9 protein-coding genes are annotated in these 16,593 nt (G+C 71.4%); 2 read left to right on the top strand and 7 right to left on the bottom strand.

Annotation, left to right across the window (positions count from 1 at the left end):
• Nucleotides 1-7: 7 nt before the first annotated feature.
• Genes F0U63_RS01065 through F0U63_RS01050 form a run of 4 tightly spaced genes read right to left on the bottom strand, consistent with a single transcriptional unit; the run spans nt 8 to nt 4,360 of the window.
• The gene (locus F0U63_RS01065; RefSeq protein ID WP_395842769.1) at nt 8-1,369 is read right to left on the bottom strand and encodes a sigma-54-dependent transcriptional regulator; all 1,362 of its coding nucleotides are present in this window, start codon (nt 1,367-1,369) and stop codon (nt 8-10) included.
• Nucleotides 1,359-3,476, bottom strand: coding sequence for a nitrogen regulation protein NR(II) (locus tag F0U63_RS01060; protein ID WP_395842768.1), 2,118 nt, complete (start codon nt 3,474-3,476; stop codon nt 1,359-1,361). Before F0U63_RS01060 ends, F0U63_RS01065 begins: the two co-directional genes overlap by 11 nt.
• Nucleotides 3,477-3,515: 39 nt before the next feature.
• Entirely contained in the window at nt 3,516-3,908 is a 393-nt protein-coding gene (locus F0U63_RS01055) for a hypothetical protein (RefSeq protein ID WP_395842766.1), read from the bottom strand.
• On the bottom strand, nt 3,905-4,360 hold the full coding sequence (locus F0U63_RS01050) for a helix-turn-helix transcriptional regulator (protein WP_395842764.1): 456 nt from the start codon (nt 4,358-4,360) through the stop codon (nt 3,905-3,907). Before F0U63_RS01050 ends, F0U63_RS01055 begins: the two co-directional genes overlap by 4 nt.
• Nucleotides 4,361-4,656: 296 nt before the next feature.
• Between F0U63_RS01050 and F0U63_RS01045 the strand changes: the two genes are divergently transcribed.
• Nucleotides 4,657-8,760, top strand: coding sequence for an ELWxxDGT repeat protein (locus F0U63_RS01045; protein ID WP_395842762.1), 4,104 nt, complete (start codon nt 4,657-4,659; stop codon nt 8,758-8,760).
• A gap of 56 nt (nt 8,761-8,816) precedes the next feature.
• On the opposite strand, the gene F0U63_RS01040 is transcribed toward F0U63_RS01045, so the two are convergent.
• The 3 genes from F0U63_RS01040 to F0U63_RS01030 form a co-directional block, all read right to left on the bottom strand.
• Nucleotides 8,817-12,479: an FG-GAP-like repeat-containing protein gene (locus tag F0U63_RS01040; RefSeq protein ID WP_395842760.1), complete on the bottom strand. Its 3,663-nt coding sequence runs from the start codon at nt 12,477-12,479 to the stop codon at nt 8,817-8,819.
• Nucleotides 12,480-12,656: 177 nt separating this feature from the next.
• The gene (locus tag F0U63_RS01035) at nt 12,657-13,298 is read right to left on the bottom strand and encodes an HAD family hydrolase (protein ID WP_395842758.1); all 642 of its coding nucleotides are present in this window, start codon (nt 13,296-13,298) and stop codon (nt 12,657-12,659) included.
• A gap of 26 nt (nt 13,299-13,324) precedes the next feature.
• On the bottom strand, nt 13,325-14,362 hold the full coding sequence (locus tag F0U63_RS01030; RefSeq protein ID WP_395842756.1) for a Gfo/Idh/MocA family protein: 1,038 nt from the start codon (nt 14,360-14,362) through the stop codon (nt 13,325-13,327).
• Nucleotides 14,363-14,455: 93 nt separating this feature from the next.
• Here F0U63_RS01030 and F0U63_RS01025 point away from each other — a divergent pair, with 93 nt between their 5' ends.
• A complete protein-coding gene (locus tag F0U63_RS01025; protein WP_395842754.1) occupies nt 14,456-16,576 on the top strand; it encodes a type VI secretion system Vgr family protein in 2,121 nt (706 codons plus the stop codon).
• Nucleotides 16,577-16,593 lie beyond the last annotated feature (17 nt).

The following is a 16,593-nucleotide window of genomic DNA, read 5'->3' as shown; positions in this document are numbered from 1 at the left end:
ACCTCCGCTAGCCGCCCCGCTCCCGCTCGCGGCGGTGGATGGTGGACACGTCGATGCCCAGGATTTCCGCCGCGCGTGTCTTGTTGCCGCCACACTGCGCCACCACATAGGCGATGTACTCGCCTTCCAACTGGCGCAGCGGCACCAGCCGCGTCTGGGCCTGCACGAGCGGGTGCACGTCTCCCGTCACCCCGGGGGCGTGCAACTGGAGCGTGGGCAGGTCCACCGTCTCCTTCACGGTGACGACGGCGAGCCGCTCCACGAGGTTCTCCAGCTCGCGCACGTTGCCCGGCCACGGCGCGGCGGCGAGCGCGGCGAGCGCCTCGGGGGTGAAGCCCGAGAGGCGCGCGCGGGGGTTGCGCTCGCGCGACTTCGCGATGAAGTGCTCCACCAGCAGGGGAATGTCCTCGCGGCGCTCGCGCAGGGCCGGCACGCGCAGGGGCACCACGTTGAGCCGGTAGAAGAGATCCTGGCGGAACTTCCCCTCGCGCACGCGCGCTTCCAACTCCTGGTGCGTGGCGGCCACCACGCGCACGTCCACCTTGCGCGCCGCGTCCGCGCCCACCGCGCGCACCTCCCCATCCTCCAGCACGCGCAACAGCTTCGCCTGGAGTTCGGGCGCCATGTCGCCAATCTCGTCCAGAAAGAGCGTGCCCCCGTCCGCCTCCAGGAAGAGGCCGCGCCGGGGCGTGGTGGCCCCCGTGAAGCTGCCCTTCACGTGGCCGAACAGCTCGCTCTCCAGGAGCGCGTTGGGAATGGCCGTGCAGTTGATGGCCACGAAGGGGCCCGCCTTGCGGGGTCCCTCGAAGTGCAGCGCGCGCGCCACCAGCTCCTTGCCCGAGCCGCTCTCGCCCCGCACCAGCACCGGCGCGTGCGAGTGCGCCACGCGCTCGATGAGCTCGTACAAGGCACGCAAGGGCGCGCTGCGGCCCACCAGCGCCGCGAACGCCGAGCGGTCTCCCACCGCCTGGCGCAGGGCCCGGTTCTCCTCGCGCAGCCGCCGCTCGGCGATGGCGCGCTGCACGTACAAGAGCACCTCGTCCAGCCGGAAGGGCTTGGTGAAGTAGTGCGCGGCGCCACGCCGCATGGCCTCCACCGCGTTCTCCACCCCGCCGAAGGCCGTCATGATGAGCACCGGCAGCGTGGGGTCCGCCTCGTGCACGGCCGCCAGCACGTCGAAGCCGTCCACCTGCTCCATGCGCAAGTCACACACCACCGCGTCCAGCACGCGCCCGCGCACCGCGGCGAGCGCCTCCCGCCCACTCGTGGCCACGTCCACCGTGTAGCCCGCGTCCGTGAGGGCATCGGCGAGCAGCCGCGCCATCTCCACGTGGTCATCCACCACCAACACTCGCCCCTCAGACGGCATGCCGCTCCTCGCTCGGCGGGGGCGTGACGGGCCACCACAACGTCACGCACGTGCCCTGCCCTGGTTCGCTCTCCAACTCGATGCGGCCCCCGTGGTTGCGGACGATCTGCGCCACCATCGTCAGCCCCAGCCCCGTGCCCTGGCCGCGCTTCTTCGTGGTGAAGAAGGGATCGAAGACGCGGTTGAGGCTCTCCGGGGGAATGCCGCACCCATCATCCCGCACCGTCAGGCGCACCCCGCTCCACGCCCCCGGCGTCCCCGGCGCCTCCACCTGCGCCGCCAGCCGCACCGTGCCCCCGGGCTCGCACGCATCACACGCGTTGAGCACCAGGTTGAGCACCACCTGCTGCAACTGGTCCGGCTCGGCGAGCAGCGGCGGCAGCCCCTCGGGCACCTCCATCTCCAGCCGCACGCGGCGCCGCTCCACCTCGCCGTGCAAGAGCTCCTGCGCACCGTGCAACAGCCCCCCGAGCGCCACGCCCCGCACCGCCACCGGCTGCACCCGCGAGAAGTCCAGCAACTGGCGGATGGTGCGGCTCACCCGGTCTATCTGCTCGATGATGACCTGGATGCCCGCGGCCTGGGGATGCTGGGCGCCGAGCTTGCCCACCACGTACTCGGCCCGGCCGCGCACCACGCCCAGTGGGGTGCCAATCTCGTGCGCGATGCCCGCGGCGAGGATGCCCACCGTGGCCAGCTTCTCCGCGCGCAACAGCTGCGACTCGAGCGCGTGCACGTCGCTCAGGTCCTCCACCACGAGCAGCACCCGCACCTCGGCGTCGTGCCGCTCCAGGGGCACGGCGTGGATGCGGTACTGGCCCTCGGCGCCGAAGAGCGGCAGGGGCTCGCCATGCAGGCTGAGCACGCGCTCGGTGGCGCACGCCTCCTTCACGAGCGACTCGAGCCGGTCCACCACCGCGGCGGGCGCGTCCGGGAAGGACTCGCGCAGGCTCGCGCCCACGGCGGTGGGGGGCAGGCGCTCGCGCAGGGCCTGGTTCACCGCGGTGATGTGCCCGCCGGCCGACAGCGCCAGGACGCCGGTGGGGATGTTGTCGAGGATCTTCTGCGTCTTCTCGTGCAGGTGGGCGAGCTGATCCGCGTGGCGGCGGCTCTCCTGGAGCGCGAGGGCGCGGCGCGAGGCGATGATGACGTAGGCGCCGAAGACGACGAGGAAGAAGGTCACCAGCAAGGCGCCGAGCGCCACGCGCAGGATGACGCCCCGCTCGTGGGCACGCAGCTCCTCGGTGGAGGCGAACAGGGCCACGCCCCAGAAGGGACCGCCGCGCATGCGCACGGGGGTATAGGCGGCGATGGCATCCGCCGCGCCCAGGCCCAGGCGAGCCGCCTCGCCCTCGGGCAGCCGCACCGTGCCGCGCTCGCCCGCGCGCAGCCGCCGCAGCAGGGCGGCGAAGCCCGGCACAGCGTCCGACGCGAGGTCCACCCGGTTCACCCACTCGAGCAGCGTGGGCGCGCTCGCGCGGATGGGCAGGCCGTGCGTGCCGATGAGCAACAGCCGCACCTCGGGCTGGGTGGTGACGAGCTTGAGGGGAGCGAAGAAGGCCTCGGTGTCCACCAGCACCGCCAGGGCGCCCCCCGGCCCGTCCTCGCCGGGCGCGTAGGCCGTGGCGAAGATGCGGTACCAGTCCCCGGGCGCGGCGGCCACGGGCAGCGAGGTGAGGATGTCCCCGGGCGCGCGCGCGAGCGCCTCGCGGGCCTTCTCCGTGAGGGCGGTGCTCACCGCGCCCCGCGTGACGGCCGGCCCCGCGCGCCGGTCCACGATGGTGAAGCGTGACTGCCCCTCGGCGTCCAGCACGACGATGGCCTTGAACTGCCCCACCACCTCCAGGAGCGCGAGCAGCTCGCGCCGGTGCTCGGTGACGGAGCCGGGACGCGAGAGCAGCTCGCCCGCGAAGCGCAGGTCATCCGCCGCGTCGTCGAGCGCGTCGGACACCTCGCGCGCCGCGGCGTCCACCTGGGCGGTGCGCTCGGCGGCGAACTGCTCCACGAGCGCCGCCCGGTCCCTCCGGATGAGGTGCACCACGCCCACCACCACGCTCGCGAGCGCGATGCACAAGAGGAGCACGGAGACGGCGGCGTTGCGGTTCATGGCGGGGGCCCCGAGTGTGCCAGGAGCCCGGGCGCCGGGCTACGTCGCGGCCGGATGGCAGGACACCTCCAGCGGGAGCCCGAGCGCGGCGATCTCCGCCAGTTCCCCGGGAGACAACGAGAAGTGGCAGTCCCCCGTCCAGGCGACCACGAGCGAGAGGGTGACCTGGGTGGCGCCGAGCGCCCGGAGGCCTGGCAGCGCGGCCTTCAATTCCCGCAGGGGCTCCAGGACGGAGCCGCCGGGGATGAGGTCATCATCGAGCAACACGAGCAGGGCGCTGCCGTCGGCCAGGGCCTTGCCAGCGTAGCGCCCCGAGGGAGGAACGTCCCCGGGCTCGTTCGCGTCCACGAGTACGAGCCCGGTGCGCTCGGCGGCGCGGGCGGGAGAGAAGGCGGAGCCCTGGAGGACACAGTAGAGGAAGCGCCGGTTCATCCCATGTCCACCACGAAGGCCAGGGGCGTACCGCGCCGCACGAGCAGCAACGCGAGCACCTCGGGGGCCGGGGGCTGGGGAGCCGCGAGCACGCGCCAGGGGTCGGTGCCGCCGAGCGGATAGAGAGAAGACGCGAGAGGTGGGGCCGGGGCGTACGCCGCGCGGGAGGGGGCGCGCACGCGCGAGACGGCCGGGCGCGCGGGACGCCGGCGCCGGGAGGGACGCTCGGCGCGGTGGACGGCGTCGGCGCACCGCGAGCCGACGAGGGACTCCAGGGTGAGACACAGGGCCGCGCAGAGCTGACGCAGGGTGGCGGGTCCCGGGGCCAATGTCCCCCGCTCCAGACGCCCGTAGGTGGAGGTGGCCAGGCCGATCCGCCGCGCCATCTGCTCCTGGGTGAGCGCCGCGCTCTGGCGGGCGGTGCGCAGCGTTCCCCGAAGCCTCTGGGCCAATCGTTTCCGGACATCGGCGGGCAGGTGACTTGGCATGGTGGCACGAACCCTACCGACCCTGGACGTCAAGTCAACAGGTCATCCTATTTTGGCGGTCACTTGCCAACTTCCCGCCGTTTCAAGTAGGGCGCTCGCGCACCGGGCCCTCACGTCTCGATTCCAGTCCCCCGCGCCGCCTGCCCGTCACGGCGCCGTCACGCCTGCCTCGCTAAACGTCCGCCCCTCGCTTGCGGTAGAAGGGCGCCAGCGCGCTCCGGCCGGAATGCCCGCGCTCTCCAGAGGGGGAAATACACACCATGATGATGCAACCAGCGCCCATGCGTCTGGCGTTCCTGTGCCTCGTGCTGTCCGCCTGTGCGCCTGGCGGTGGTGCGGATTCGCGGGCGCCGACGCGGATGGCCCAAGCCGCGCTCGCGACGGCCGACACCCGCCCCGTCCGCCCCATCCGGGACATCCATCCCGCGGAGGACACGACCTCCGGCTCCGGTCCCTCCGGCTTCGTCCGCATGGGGCCGTTCGTCTACTTCTCCGCGGCGGATGCGCAACTGGGGGTCGGTCTGTGGCGCACGGACGGCACCGACGAGGGCACCGTCCATGTGGCCAGTGTCTATGTGTCCACGCACGGCCCGGGGGCGCTCACCGAGGTGGATGGGCTGCTCTACTTCTCGGGCGGGAGCACCTCGTCGGACGACGAGCCGTGGCGGAGCGACGGGACTCCCGAGGGCACCTTCCGGCTGGCGGACCTCCTACCCGGGGCCGATGGCTCCTCCCCCAAGGGCTTCACCGGACTGGCCGGAGCCGTCTACTTCTTCACCGAATACGGCACGCGCGCCCTCTGGCGGTACGACCCGGCCACCGGCGTCACCACGCGCCTGCTCTCCGTGTGCGAATCGTCTTGCTCGGTGAGCAACCCGGTGGTGCACGCGGGCCGCCTGTACTTCACCGTTCACGGCGAATCGACCGGCTCCGGGCTGTGGACGAGTGATGGGACGGAGGCGGGGACCGTCCGCGTCTCGGAGGTGCACCCGTTGTACTTCCGTCCGGGCGAGCCCGGGCTGGTGTCGCTCGATGGCGCCCTCTACTTCCTCGCCCGGGAGTCGTACTCCTCCGGCCAGTGGCTCTGGCGGAGCGATGGGAGCGCGGCCGGGACGCGGCCCGTGCTCCGGCTCGACCCCGAGGGCACCTCCTCCCTGGACATGAGTCTGATCCGGGTGGAGGGCGCGCTCGCCATCCTCGTCGAGCAGAGCTCCACCCAGTGGAGCCTGTGGTGGAGTGACGGCACCACGCCGGGCACGGTGCGCCTCAAGGAGTTCACCCTGTCCTATTCGAACGACGGGCTGGTGTCGCCGACAGCCGTGGGCAACAGGCTCTTCTTCGTCGTGGCGGGCACCGGGAGCTACCCCTCCTTCGACGAGCTGTGGTGCAGCGATGGCACGGTGTCCGGCACGGTGCGCGTCAAGCAGGACAAGAGCACCACCGCCTACTGGAATGCCGCGGTCCGCGAGCTGACGGCCGTCGATGACAAGCTCTACTTCGTCGCCGAGGACCCCACCATCGGCGTGGAGCTGTGGCGCACCGATGGCACGGAGCAGGGCACGGTGCTCGTGCGCAACATCGACCCGAGGGATGCCCCGGGCGCGTCTTCCTCGTCGGGGCCCCACTACCTGTCAGCCATCGGGGACACCCTGTACTTCACGGCCGACGACGGCCACTCCGGCTACGAGCTGTGGAAGTCCCAGGGCCAGGCGTGGAACACCGTCCGCGTGAAGGACATCTACCGCGAGTGGTGGATCGCCGGGGGCACCAACCCGCTCCTCCTCGGTACCGCGGGAGGCCTCTGGTTCTTCCATGCGCGCGAGCACAAGGGAGGCTCCTACTCCATCTTCACCGACTCCCTCTGGCGTACGGACGGGACGGAGGCGGGCACCTTCGCGGTGATGACCCTGGACTCCGACTGGGCCGACCTGCCCCCGCCCGAGTGGGCCTCCCTGGGCTCGGACTTCATCTTCTCGACCGATGGCTCCACGGGCGCGCTGTGGAAGACGACGGGGGCGGCCACCGGGGACGTGGTGCAGCTGTGGACGGGCTCCTATCCCGGAGCCCTCGAGACGGCCGTCGGACAGGTCTTCTTCTACGGGACGACGAGCGGCATGGGCGAGGAGCTGTGGCGCACCGACGGCACGCCCGAGGGCACCCGCGTGGTGAAGGACCTCGTGCCGGGCTGGGGCTCGAGCGCTCCCCGCTCGTTCACGCCCGTGGGGCAGTGGCTGTACTTCACCGCCCAGGATGGGGTCAGCGGACGCGAGGTGTGGCGCACCGATGGTACGCCCGAGGGCACGTCGAGGGTGGCGGACCTCATGCCGGGAAGTGGCTCGTCCAGTCCGTCGGGTCTCACGGACGTGGGCGGCGCGCTCTTCTTCGTGGCCACCACGGACGTGGGTCTGGGGCTCTGGCGCGTGGGAGCGCCCCAGGAGGCGCCCGTGCTCGTCGCGGTGCTCGCTCCTCCCGGGACGGGCACGGTGGCGCCGACCAGCTTCACCGCGGCGGCGGGCCGCCTCTTCTTCGTGGCCACGGACCCGGAGCACGGCGCCGAGCTGTGGACGAGCGATGGCACCTCCGCAGGCACGCGCAGGGTGGGTGACCTCTGGCCTGGAACCGGTGGGTCGTTGCCGAAGGAGCTCGTGGCGGTGGGCGGGCTGCTCTTCTTCACCGCCGAGGACGGAGTCAGCGGGCGAGAGCCGTGGCGCAGCGACGGCACCGCGGAGGGCACCTTCCGGTTGGCGGACATCCATCCCGGCTCCGGCTCGTCCTTCAAGGACGATGACCGCCGGTTCCTCCAGGGCTCGCGTCTGTTCGGGCTCGAGTCCGAGGGGCTGTTGCTCTTCGCCGCATCCGCGCCGGGCTTCGGCAACGAGTCGTGGTTGTCGGATGGCACCCGGGAGGGCACGCGCCGGCTGGTGGATCTCTTCCCCGGCGCCCACAGCTCGATGCCGCGTGGCTTCGTCCGGCTGGGCAACCGTGTCGCCTTCGCCGCGGACGACGGGCACACCGGGCGGGAGCCCTGGCTGCTGGAGGTCGCGGCCCTCACCAACCGTGAGCCTCCCACCCTGACGTGCCCCGAGGACCTCGTGGTGGAAGCCCTCCAACCCGCGGGCGCGCCCGTCTCCTTCCCCGCCCTCGAGACCCACGACGACGTCACGGCCTCTCCCACCCTCACCTTCAGCCGGACCTCCGGAGGGTTCTTCCCCCTCGGCACGTCCGAGGTGACGGCGACCGCCTCGGACGAGGCCGGCAACCAGGCCTCCTGCTCCTTCCACGTCACCGTGCGCGACACCACGCCTCCGGCCGTGTTCTGCCCGGGCGACGTGACGGTGGAGGGCACCGAGGCCGCGGGTGCCCATGTGGACTTCCGGTCCGCGACGGCCACCGACGGGCGCATGGCCTCGCCGCACGTGACACTCTCCACCGCGCCGGGCAGCTTCTTCGGCTTCGGCTCGCATACCGTGACGGCGACGGCCACGGATGCGGTGGGCAACACGTCCTCCTGCTCCTTCGTCGTCACCGTCAGCGACACCCAGGTGCCCTCGCTCGCCTGCCCGGATGACCTCGCCGTCGAGGCCACCGGCCCCGAGGGCGCGCGCGTGGACTTCCCTCCCGCGACGGCCTCGGATGGCGTCCGGCCCGCGCCCACGCTCACGTCCCAACCCGCCTCGGGCAGCACGCTGGCGCCCGGTGTCCACCGCGTCACCGTCACCGCCACGGATCTGGCCGGGCTGCGCAGCACCTGCACCTTCCGGGTGTCGGTGCGGGACACCACCGCGCCGCGGCTGACGTGCCCCGGGGACGTCCAGGTGGAGGCCACCAGCGCCCAGGGCAGCCCGGTGAGCTTCCCGGCGCCCACCGCCGTGGACACCGTCTCCGCGGCCACGCTCGAGGCGAGCCACGCCTCGGGCGCGCTCTACCCGCGAGGCACCACCCGGGTGAGCGTCTCCTCGAGGGACGAAGCGGGCAACACCTCCGTCTGCCGCTTCACCGTCACCGTGCAGGACACCACCGCGCCCCAGGTGACGTGCCCCGAGCCGGTGGAGGTCCGGGCCACGGCCGGCTGGGGCGCCCAGGTGACGTTCCCGGACGCGGTCGCCCGGGACGGCATCACCCCCGCGCCCACCGTGGTGGCGGACCCGCCTGGCGGCGGCGTCTTCGCGGTGGGTGAGCACTCCGTCACCTTCACCGCTCGCGACGAAGCCGGGAACACCGCGACGTGCTCGCTCCCGGTGCGCGTGCTGCCCGGGGTGGCGGAGCCGGGAGGTTGCTCCACCGTTCCGGTGGGCTCGGGCCTGGCCTGGAGCGTGCTCGCCCTGCTGGCGTGGCTGGCCGGGCGCCGGCGGCCGGTGCACTGAGCCGGGCGGGGGGAGCCGCGGCGCGTCCGCGCGGCTCCCGCCCCGGCCCCGGGGGTTCAGCGCTGGAGGAGCAGCGCGCTCCTCCCGAAGAGGCCCAGGCCACTGCCGAGGAGCAGGTCCAGCAGGCCATCCCCATTCGCGTCCAGCACCGCGAGATTCATGGCGGCGTAGTCGTAGACCCCGAAGACCTGAGCCGGAGCGAGCACTCCCTGGCCCACGCCCCGCAGCAGGGACACCGAGTCCATGCCCGGGTTGGCGCACAGCACGTCCCGCCCTCCATCCTGGTCGAAGTCCACCACGTCCAGGCTGTAGCAGTTTCCTTCCGCGGGGTACGTGCCGACACGGACGAATTGACCGGTGCCGGTGCCCTTCATCACGTAGAGGCTGTACGGCATGGCCGCGCCGTGGACGCTGTACACGGCGTCCAGGAAGCCGTCGTGGTCCAGGTCGGCCAGGCGCAGCGCGTCCAGGTAGACGTCATACCCGAGCATCAACGAGGGTCCGTCCGTGAAGGTGCCATCACCGCGGCCCATCAACACCTTCGTGACCTGGCCATACGACCCCTGCGGCACCACCAGGTCCAGCGTGCCGTTGTGGTCCAGGTCTCCCAGAACCGCTCGTATCGGGCTGTCTCCGGCACTCAGGACGACGGGAGGCTCGAAGGTGCCATCCCCCCGGCCGAGCAGCAGCCGCACCTCGTTCAGGTAGTAGGTGCCCTCGTCGCGCCGGGTGTAGAAGACGAGGTCCACTCTTCCGTCCCCATTCACGTCGCCCGCGTCGGCGTGGATCGCTACTCCACCAGGCGAGAGATCGGGGCCGGGACGCAGGGTGCCGTCGCCGTTGCCCAGGAGGATCCCCACGGTCCCGTCGGTGGAACCGCGCATCACCACCACGTCCAGCGCCGCGTCCGCGTCCACACGCGCGACCAGCAGCCCGTGCACGAGGGACCCCACCGCCACGGCTGGCCGAGGCGACAGGCCCCCGGGGCCACCGAGGCTCACCCCCACCTGCTCCAGGCCCGGCCCCGTGGAGGAGACGGCATCCGTCCAGCCATCCCCATTGAAGTCTCCCGTGCCGAAGTGGCCGCCAGGCCCGGTGGGCAGCGCCCGGCTCGTGCGGCCCGGGCCCCCGTGCCACACGCGCACGTCGTCGCTTACCTTCTGGAGCGTCGCCACGTCGGACACGCCGTCCCCATCGAAGTCTCCGGTGGTGACGAAGTAGGGCCTGCGTCCCGCGGGCAGCCGCGGGCCGGGCGCGAAGGTTCCATCCCCCAGTCCCCGCAGCAGGGCGAGGGTGTTGTCCTCTTCGACCTTCACCGCGAGGTCCAACTGGCCATCACCGTCCAGGTCCGCCGCCGCCAGGGAGGCATGTTCCCAGAAGAAGGTGTGATCCTGGAGCGTGGCCACGTGCTGCCCCGCGGAGAAGCCGCCCAGGCCGTCTCCCCGGAAGAGGGAGAGCTGGGTGGTGTCGTCCCGCACCGTGGCGGTGATCAGGTCCACATGGCCGTCCTCGTCGAAGTCCCCCAGCACCTGGTCGTGCGTCCCGAACACCCCCCGCACCTGCTGGATGCGCGAGGGGCCCTCCCCATTGGACAGCACGGCGAAGGCCGCACCGCTGCCCGCGGCCAGCAGATCCGGGTGGCCATCCTCGTCGAGGTCGGCCAGAGCGAGCCTGGCGCCCGAGGAGCCCACGCTTCCCAGGGGCTTGAAGTCGCCGAGCGTCCCGTCTCCCTGGTTCAACAGGAGACCCAGGGTGCCATCACCCGCCACCGCGGCCACGTCGGGAGTGCCATTGCGGTCGAAGTCGGCGACGGCGACCCCCTGGTGCGTGTTCTCGTTCCACGAGCTGAGTCCCAGGCGATAGGCGCGGGCGGTGTCGAACGCGCCATTGCCGAGGCCCCTGGCCACGCTCAGGCCCGGGTACATGCCCGTCCAGATGAGGTCCAACGAGCCGTCCCCGTCCAGGTCCGCGGCGACGAGCTGGGTGTTCGCCCCCACGAAGGAGCCGAGCTCGTGCTCGCGGGCCGGCTGGAAACCACCGTTGCCCAGTCCCATCAACAGCACCAGGGTGGAGTTGTAGGGCTCTGGGACGATGGCGAGGTCCAGCTTGCCATCCCGGTCGAAGTCTCCCACCGCGCCCGAACGGGGATGGGCCCGCAGCGTACTGACGCGGCCGGTGTCCATCCGCTGCTCGCAACGCAGACCGGCGGCGGGCAGGGACAGCGCCACCGTCTTCGAGTCCTGCCCGGTGCCGCCGACCCGGGCACTCACGCGCACGCGGGCCGAGGTGGCACCGGGCACGTCGACGGCGCGGTTCCACAGGAAGCGGTGAGGGGCGCCCGCCGGAGAGGTGGCGCGCGCGAGCAGGCCCTCGTGGTCGGTGGAGCCTGCCTGGGTGACGCGCTGGAAGGAGCCGTCTGCCTTCGTGTCCACCTCCACGATGACGTCGGCGCGCTCCCCGTCCTGCTGACGGAGTGTGTAGGAGAGGGAGAGGCACCCCTCCTGGGAGGAGGGCACCGTGAGGGCCGTCACCTGCACGGGCGTCGGCAGGGGCCGTACCGCGGATGAAGCGGACGACACGGCACCGCTTCCCACCGCGTTGGTGGCGGACACGGTGAAGGTATAGGCGCGCGTGCTGGGCAGCTCCGGCAGCGTCACCTCACGCGTCTGCGCGCCCACCTGCACGCGGGTGCCCGTGGGGTGGACCTCCACGGTGTAGCCGGTGATGGCGGAGCCACCGTCCCCGGCGGGGACCTCCCAGGAGACCGTGGCCGAGCGCACGCCCCCGGTGGCCTTCACCACGCCGGGGGCGAGGGGCACATCCCACGTGCGTTGCCTGGACGCGCTCGCTTCGGAGCCCTCGCCCACCTCGTTCCTCGCCGTCACGGTGAAGGTGTATTCGGTGCCGTTGCTCAGCCCGGTGACCGTGGCGCTCCGGGCCTCGGCGCCCTGGCGCAGGCGCGTGCCACCTGGCTCGACCGTCACCACGTACTCCTCCACGGGCAGCCCGCCGGTGCTCGCGGGCTCGCCCCAGGTGACGGTGGCCTCGCGGATGGCCGCGGTGGCCTTCACCTCCGTGGGCGCCGAGGGCACGGTCGCGGGCACCACGCGCACCGAAGCGGGGGAGTCGGGTCCCTCCCCCACGGCATTGAGCGCGCGCACCGTGAAGGTGGAGGGCGCGCCATTGCTCAGCCCACCCACCACGACCGAGCGTGCCTCGGCCTCCACCTTCACCCGCACGCCCTGGGGATGCGCGGTGACGAGGTAGCCGGTGATGGGACGCCCTCCGTCCGACCCGGGCTCCTTCCACGTCACCTCCACCTGCGCATCGCCACGCCTCGCGGACAGCAGGGCGGGGGCGCCGGGGACGTCGGGAAGGGTGACGGCCGCCGAGGAGGTGGCCGGCCCCGCTCCCGCCACGTTCACCGCCGCCACGGAGAAGCGGTAGGTGACCCCCGCGTGCAGGCCCGTGACATGGGCCGTGGTTGCCTCGAGCTGGACGGCCAGCGTGGCCTCCCGGGGCTCGCTGTCCACCCGGTAGCCGGTGATGGGGCTTCCACCCTCCTGCGCCGCCGGGGCGCTCCACGTGAGCGTGGCGCCGCCCACCTCGGCGACGGCCTCCACCGGCCCCGGGGCCGAGGGCGCTACGGGCTGCGCGGGTGGGTTGGGCGGAGGCGGCTGGGGCCCATTCCCAGACTGGCAGGCAGTCCCCACCACCATCCAAACGACAAGCAAAGAGTACAAGTGCCGTGACACGACAATCCCCCCGATTGAGAGTGAAAGCAGCGGCGTGCGCCGCGGAAGCAGACGCGGCGTTATCTCCACTCCTTCTCAAGCGCGTCAACTGCATTGACCCGTCACGGCGCCATCACGCCCGTCTCGCTAGCATGGCCCGCCTCAGGGCGTCGGCGCGCGCTCCAGATGGTCGAGGATGTGCGCCGGGGAGTCGACGATCACCTCGGCGCCGGCTTCCCGCAGCGCGGAGAGGGAGTCGAAGCCCCACGACACGGCGATCATCCTCACGCCCACCTGCCGGCACGCCTCCACGTCCCGGCGCTCGTCTCCGATGTAGACGAGCTGCTCGCGCGACAGGCCACGCCGCTTCATCAGCGCTCGCAGCGGCCGGGCCTTTCCGAAGACGCGGCTGCCGCCCTGGATGCCCGCCACCCAGTCCTCCACGCCGTGCCGCCGCAGCACGTCGCGGATGTTCGACTCCTCGTTGGAGGACAGGATGCTCACCCGCAACCCCCGGGCGCGCAGCTCGCTCAACAGCTCGGGGATGCCCTCGTAGAAGCCGAGCCCGGACAACTCCTTGCGGTAGTTCTGGAGGAACTCGCCCACAAGCCCCGGCACGTGAAAGGGAGACACCCCCAGGCGTCGGCCCCGCTCGAGCAGCGGCAGGCCTCGCATCTCCTCCAGGTTGCTCGGGGTCAACAGGCTGAAGCCCCTGCGCCGGGCGATCTCGTTGTAGAGCCGGAGGACCAGCGCGCGCGAGTCCACCAGCGTCCCATCGAAATCGAACACGACGTCCGTCACCATCCGCATCACTCCCATGGCCCGTCCACTCACGAAACGTAGCCAACCTGACGGCGTGCCGCGTCGATCGTTTCGAGCACGGCGATGGAGCGGGCGAGCGGATGCAAGGGCGACTCGGTGAGGCCCTCGGCGATGTGCCGGGCGGCCGCCGTGGCCTGGTAGGCGAGGCCGCCGCTGCCGCTCAAGGCGGAGGAATCACTCCAGCGCAGCCGCTTCTCTCCATGGGGGGACGAGAGCGTGAAGCCCCCGGGGGCGATGAAGCGCGACTCCACCTGGAGGCGAGCGAGCGTGCCGCTGATGGCCGCCTCGTTGGGAGTGTCGACGAAGAGCGAGGTGTGCACGAGCGCCTGCGCGCCCGAGTCCGTGGTCAACACGAGCGCGGTCTGCCCATCCACGCCCGTCTTCGCGAGCACGCCCGTCGCGAGCACCTGAGCGGGCGGGCCGAGCACGAAGTGCGCGAACCACAGGGGGTAGACGGCGAGGTCGAGCAGGGCCCCACCGCCGAGCGCGGGACTGAAGATGCGCCCCTCGGGCTCGAAGTCGAAGCGGACGCCGAAGTCCGCCACGACGAGGCGGGGGTCACCGAGCACGCCGTCGCGCAGGAGCCGATCGATGAGCACGGTCTGCGGCAGGAAGCGGGTCCACATGGCTTCCATGGCGAACACGCCCGCGGCGCGCGCGGCCTGGGCGATCTCCCGGGCCTCGGCGGCATTGAGCGCGAAGGGCTTCTCCACGAGCACGTGCTTGCCCGCGGCGATGGCGAGCAGGGCCTGCGCCTTGTGCCCGCTGTGGGGCGAGGCCACGTAGACGATGTCGATGTCGGGGTCCGCCACGAGCTGCTCGTAGGAGCCGTGGACCCGTGAAATGCCATACGTCGCCGCGAAGCTCCGCGCGCGCTCGGGCTCGCGCGAGGCCACGGCGTGCACGCGCTGGTCGGTGTGCTGGTGGAGCGCCCAGACGAAGGCCCCCGCGATCCGGCCGGGCGCGAGCACGCCCCAGCGCAACACGGGCCCTCCGCGCAAGGGGGTGATGTCGGGCTCGGGCAGGGCGGAGGGAAAGACACTCATGTGCCCGACCCTAGCAGTCGACCCGCACCGCGTGGGTGCGCGCGTGGGACTCCATTTCATCCCTGCCCTATTTACCTCCAGTGAAATATGTTCATGCTCATGGTCGCACGTACCGCCGTGGTGGGTAGCACGTCCCTGTTCCGGTTCGAGGTGTCTGGCGGCGCGGTGCCGCTACGTGTCGTGAGCTTCTCCGGACACGAGCACCTGTCGAACCTCTATGAGTTCCAGCTCGAGCTGGCCTGCGAGGATCCGGCGTTGAGCTTCTCGGACGTGGTGGGCCAGCAGGCCCTGTTGACGATCGAGGGCGAGCAGGCACCTCGCCACGTGCACGGCATCGTCTCGCGTTTCGAGCAGGTGGGGAGCAAGCCGCGCTACACCCTCTACCAGGCCACGCTGGTGCCCCTGGTGTGGCGCCTCCAGCACCGGCGGGACAGCCGCATCTTCCAGGAACTCGCCACCCCGGACATCCTCCAGGAGGTGTTGCGCCGGGCGGGCGTCTCCGGTGAGCACTTCGAGCTGCGGCTGAGCAGCACCTATGAGCCTCGCAACTACTGCGTGCAGTACCGCGAGTCCGACTGGGACTTCCTCTGCCGGCTCATGGAGGAGGACGGCATCTTCCACTTCTTCGAGCACCACGAGGACAAGCACGTGCTCGTCATGGGAGATGCCCCGGGGGCCTGCCAACCCATCGCGGGCGGCGAGGCGATCGTCTTCCGCCACGAGCGTGGGCTCGTCACCGAGGTGGAACAGATTCTGGGCTTTCGCTTCTCGGAGGAGATTCAATCGGGGCGGGTGAGCCTGCGCGACTTCAACTTCAAGAAGCCACGACTGGCCATGGACGCCGGGCATGAGGCGGAGCGGGACACGGACCTGGAGGTGTATGACTATCCGGGCGAGTACCAGGAGCCGGCGCGAGGCTCCTCGGCCAAGGGGGGAGGCATCGCGAAGCTGCGGCTGGAGGAGTTGCAGGCCCGGCGCCAGGTGGGCCAGGGCGAGAGTGATTGCGAACGGCTGCTCCCCGGCGCCTTCTTCACCCTCTCCGAGCATGCCCGGAGTGACTTCAACACCCGCTATCTGCTGACGAGCGTGGGACACCGGGGCCACCAGCCGCAGGTGCTGGACGAGGAGGCGCCCTCCGATGCGTTCAGCTACGCCAATACCTTCTCATGTATTTCCGCGAAGGTGCCCTTCCGGCCGCCCCGGCACACACCGCGGCCCGTGGTGCGCGGCATCCAGACGGCCATCGTCGTGGGCCCCGCGGGCGAGGAGATCCACGTCGACGAGCACGGCCGGATAAAGGTCCAGTTCCACTGGGACCGGGAGGGCCAGCACGACGACAGGAGTTCCTGTTGGGTGCGGGTGAGCCAGCCCTGGGGCGGTGAGTCCTGGGGCGGCATGTTCATTCCACGCATCGGCCAGGAGGTCGTCGTCGACTTCATCGAGGGCGATCCGGACCGTCCGCTCATCACCGGACGCGTGTACAACGGGGTCAACCCCCCGCCCCATCCCCTGCCGGACCAGAAGACGAAGAGCAGCCTCCGGACGAACTCGTCACCGGGCGGAGGGGGCTTCAACGAGCTGCGCTTCGAGGACAAGAAGGGCGCCGAGCAGGTGTTCATGCACGCCCAGCGCAACATGGACGTGCACGTCAAGAACGACTCCCTGGAGGACATCCTCCACGACAGACACCAGAGCATCGGCAGGGATCAGAACGAGTGGGTGAAGCGGGACCAGAGCCTGAAGGTGAACCGCCACCGTCAGGAGCACATCGGCGGGGACGCGAAGCTTCTGGTGGGCGGCATCGATGGGGCGGGCAACCAGGACATCCACGTCAAGGCGAGCCGCAAGGAGAAGGTGGACGCGGACAGCCACCTCACCATCACCGGCAAGCGCAACGAGCACGTGGGGGACACCTGGTCCATCACGCTCGGCAATGACTTGCAGGTGAAGGTGGGCATCAACCACGCGCTGTCGGCGGGCAATGAAATCCACCTGAGCGCCCCCACGGTGGTGATCGAAGCGACCCAGGGACTGACGTTGAAGGTGGGGGCCAACTTCATCACCCTCAATCAGGCCAGCATCTCGGTGATGGGGACGGTGCTCAACCTCAACAGCGGGGGCGCGGCGCTCGATGGCCAGGGCGTGAAACCCGTCAAGCCGGAGGAGCCCGCGGACGCGCAGCCCACCGAGCCCACGCCCGCGGACGGCGGGTGAGCCAGAACGCACCGGAG

Source organism: Cystobacter fuscus (genome assembly GCF_044360685.1).
Classification (GTDB): Bacteria; Myxococcota; Myxococcia; order Myxococcales; family Myxococcaceae; genus Cystobacter; species Cystobacter fuscus_C.
Note: the sequence above shows the minus strand (reverse complement) of the source record. Positions and strands in the feature narration are given on the sequence as shown.

Coding starts and splice junctions, on each gene's coding strand:
- F0U63_RS01060 (WP_395842768.1), bottom strand. CDS start 3,476: ATGAACCGCAACGCCGCCGTCTCCGTGCTCCTCTTGTGCATCGCGCTC.
- F0U63_RS01035 (WP_395842758.1), bottom strand. CDS start 13,298: ATGGTGACGGACGTCGTGTTCGATTTCGATGGGACGCTGGTGGACTCG.
- F0U63_RS01025 (WP_395842754.1), top strand. CDS start 14,456: ATGCTCATGGTCGCACGTACCGCCGTGGTGGGTAGCACGTCCCTGTTC.
- F0U63_RS01030 (WP_395842756.1), bottom strand. CDS start 14,362: ATGAGTGTCTTTCCCTCCGCCCTGCCCGAGCCCGACATCACCCCCTTG.
- F0U63_RS01040 (WP_395842760.1), bottom strand. CDS start 12,479: ATGGTGGTGGGGACTGCCTGCCAGTCTGGGAATGGGCCCCAGCCGCCT.
- F0U63_RS01065 (WP_395842769.1), bottom strand. CDS start 1,369: ATGCCGTCTGAGGGGCGAGTGTTGGTGGTGGATGACCACGTGGAGATG.
- F0U63_RS01055 (WP_395842766.1), bottom strand. CDS start 3,908: ATGAACCGGCGCTTCCTCTACTGTGTCCTCCAGGGCTCCGCCTTCTCT.
- F0U63_RS01045 (WP_395842762.1), top strand. CDS start 4,657: ATGATGATGCAACCAGCGCCCATGCGTCTGGCGTTCCTGTGCCTCGTG.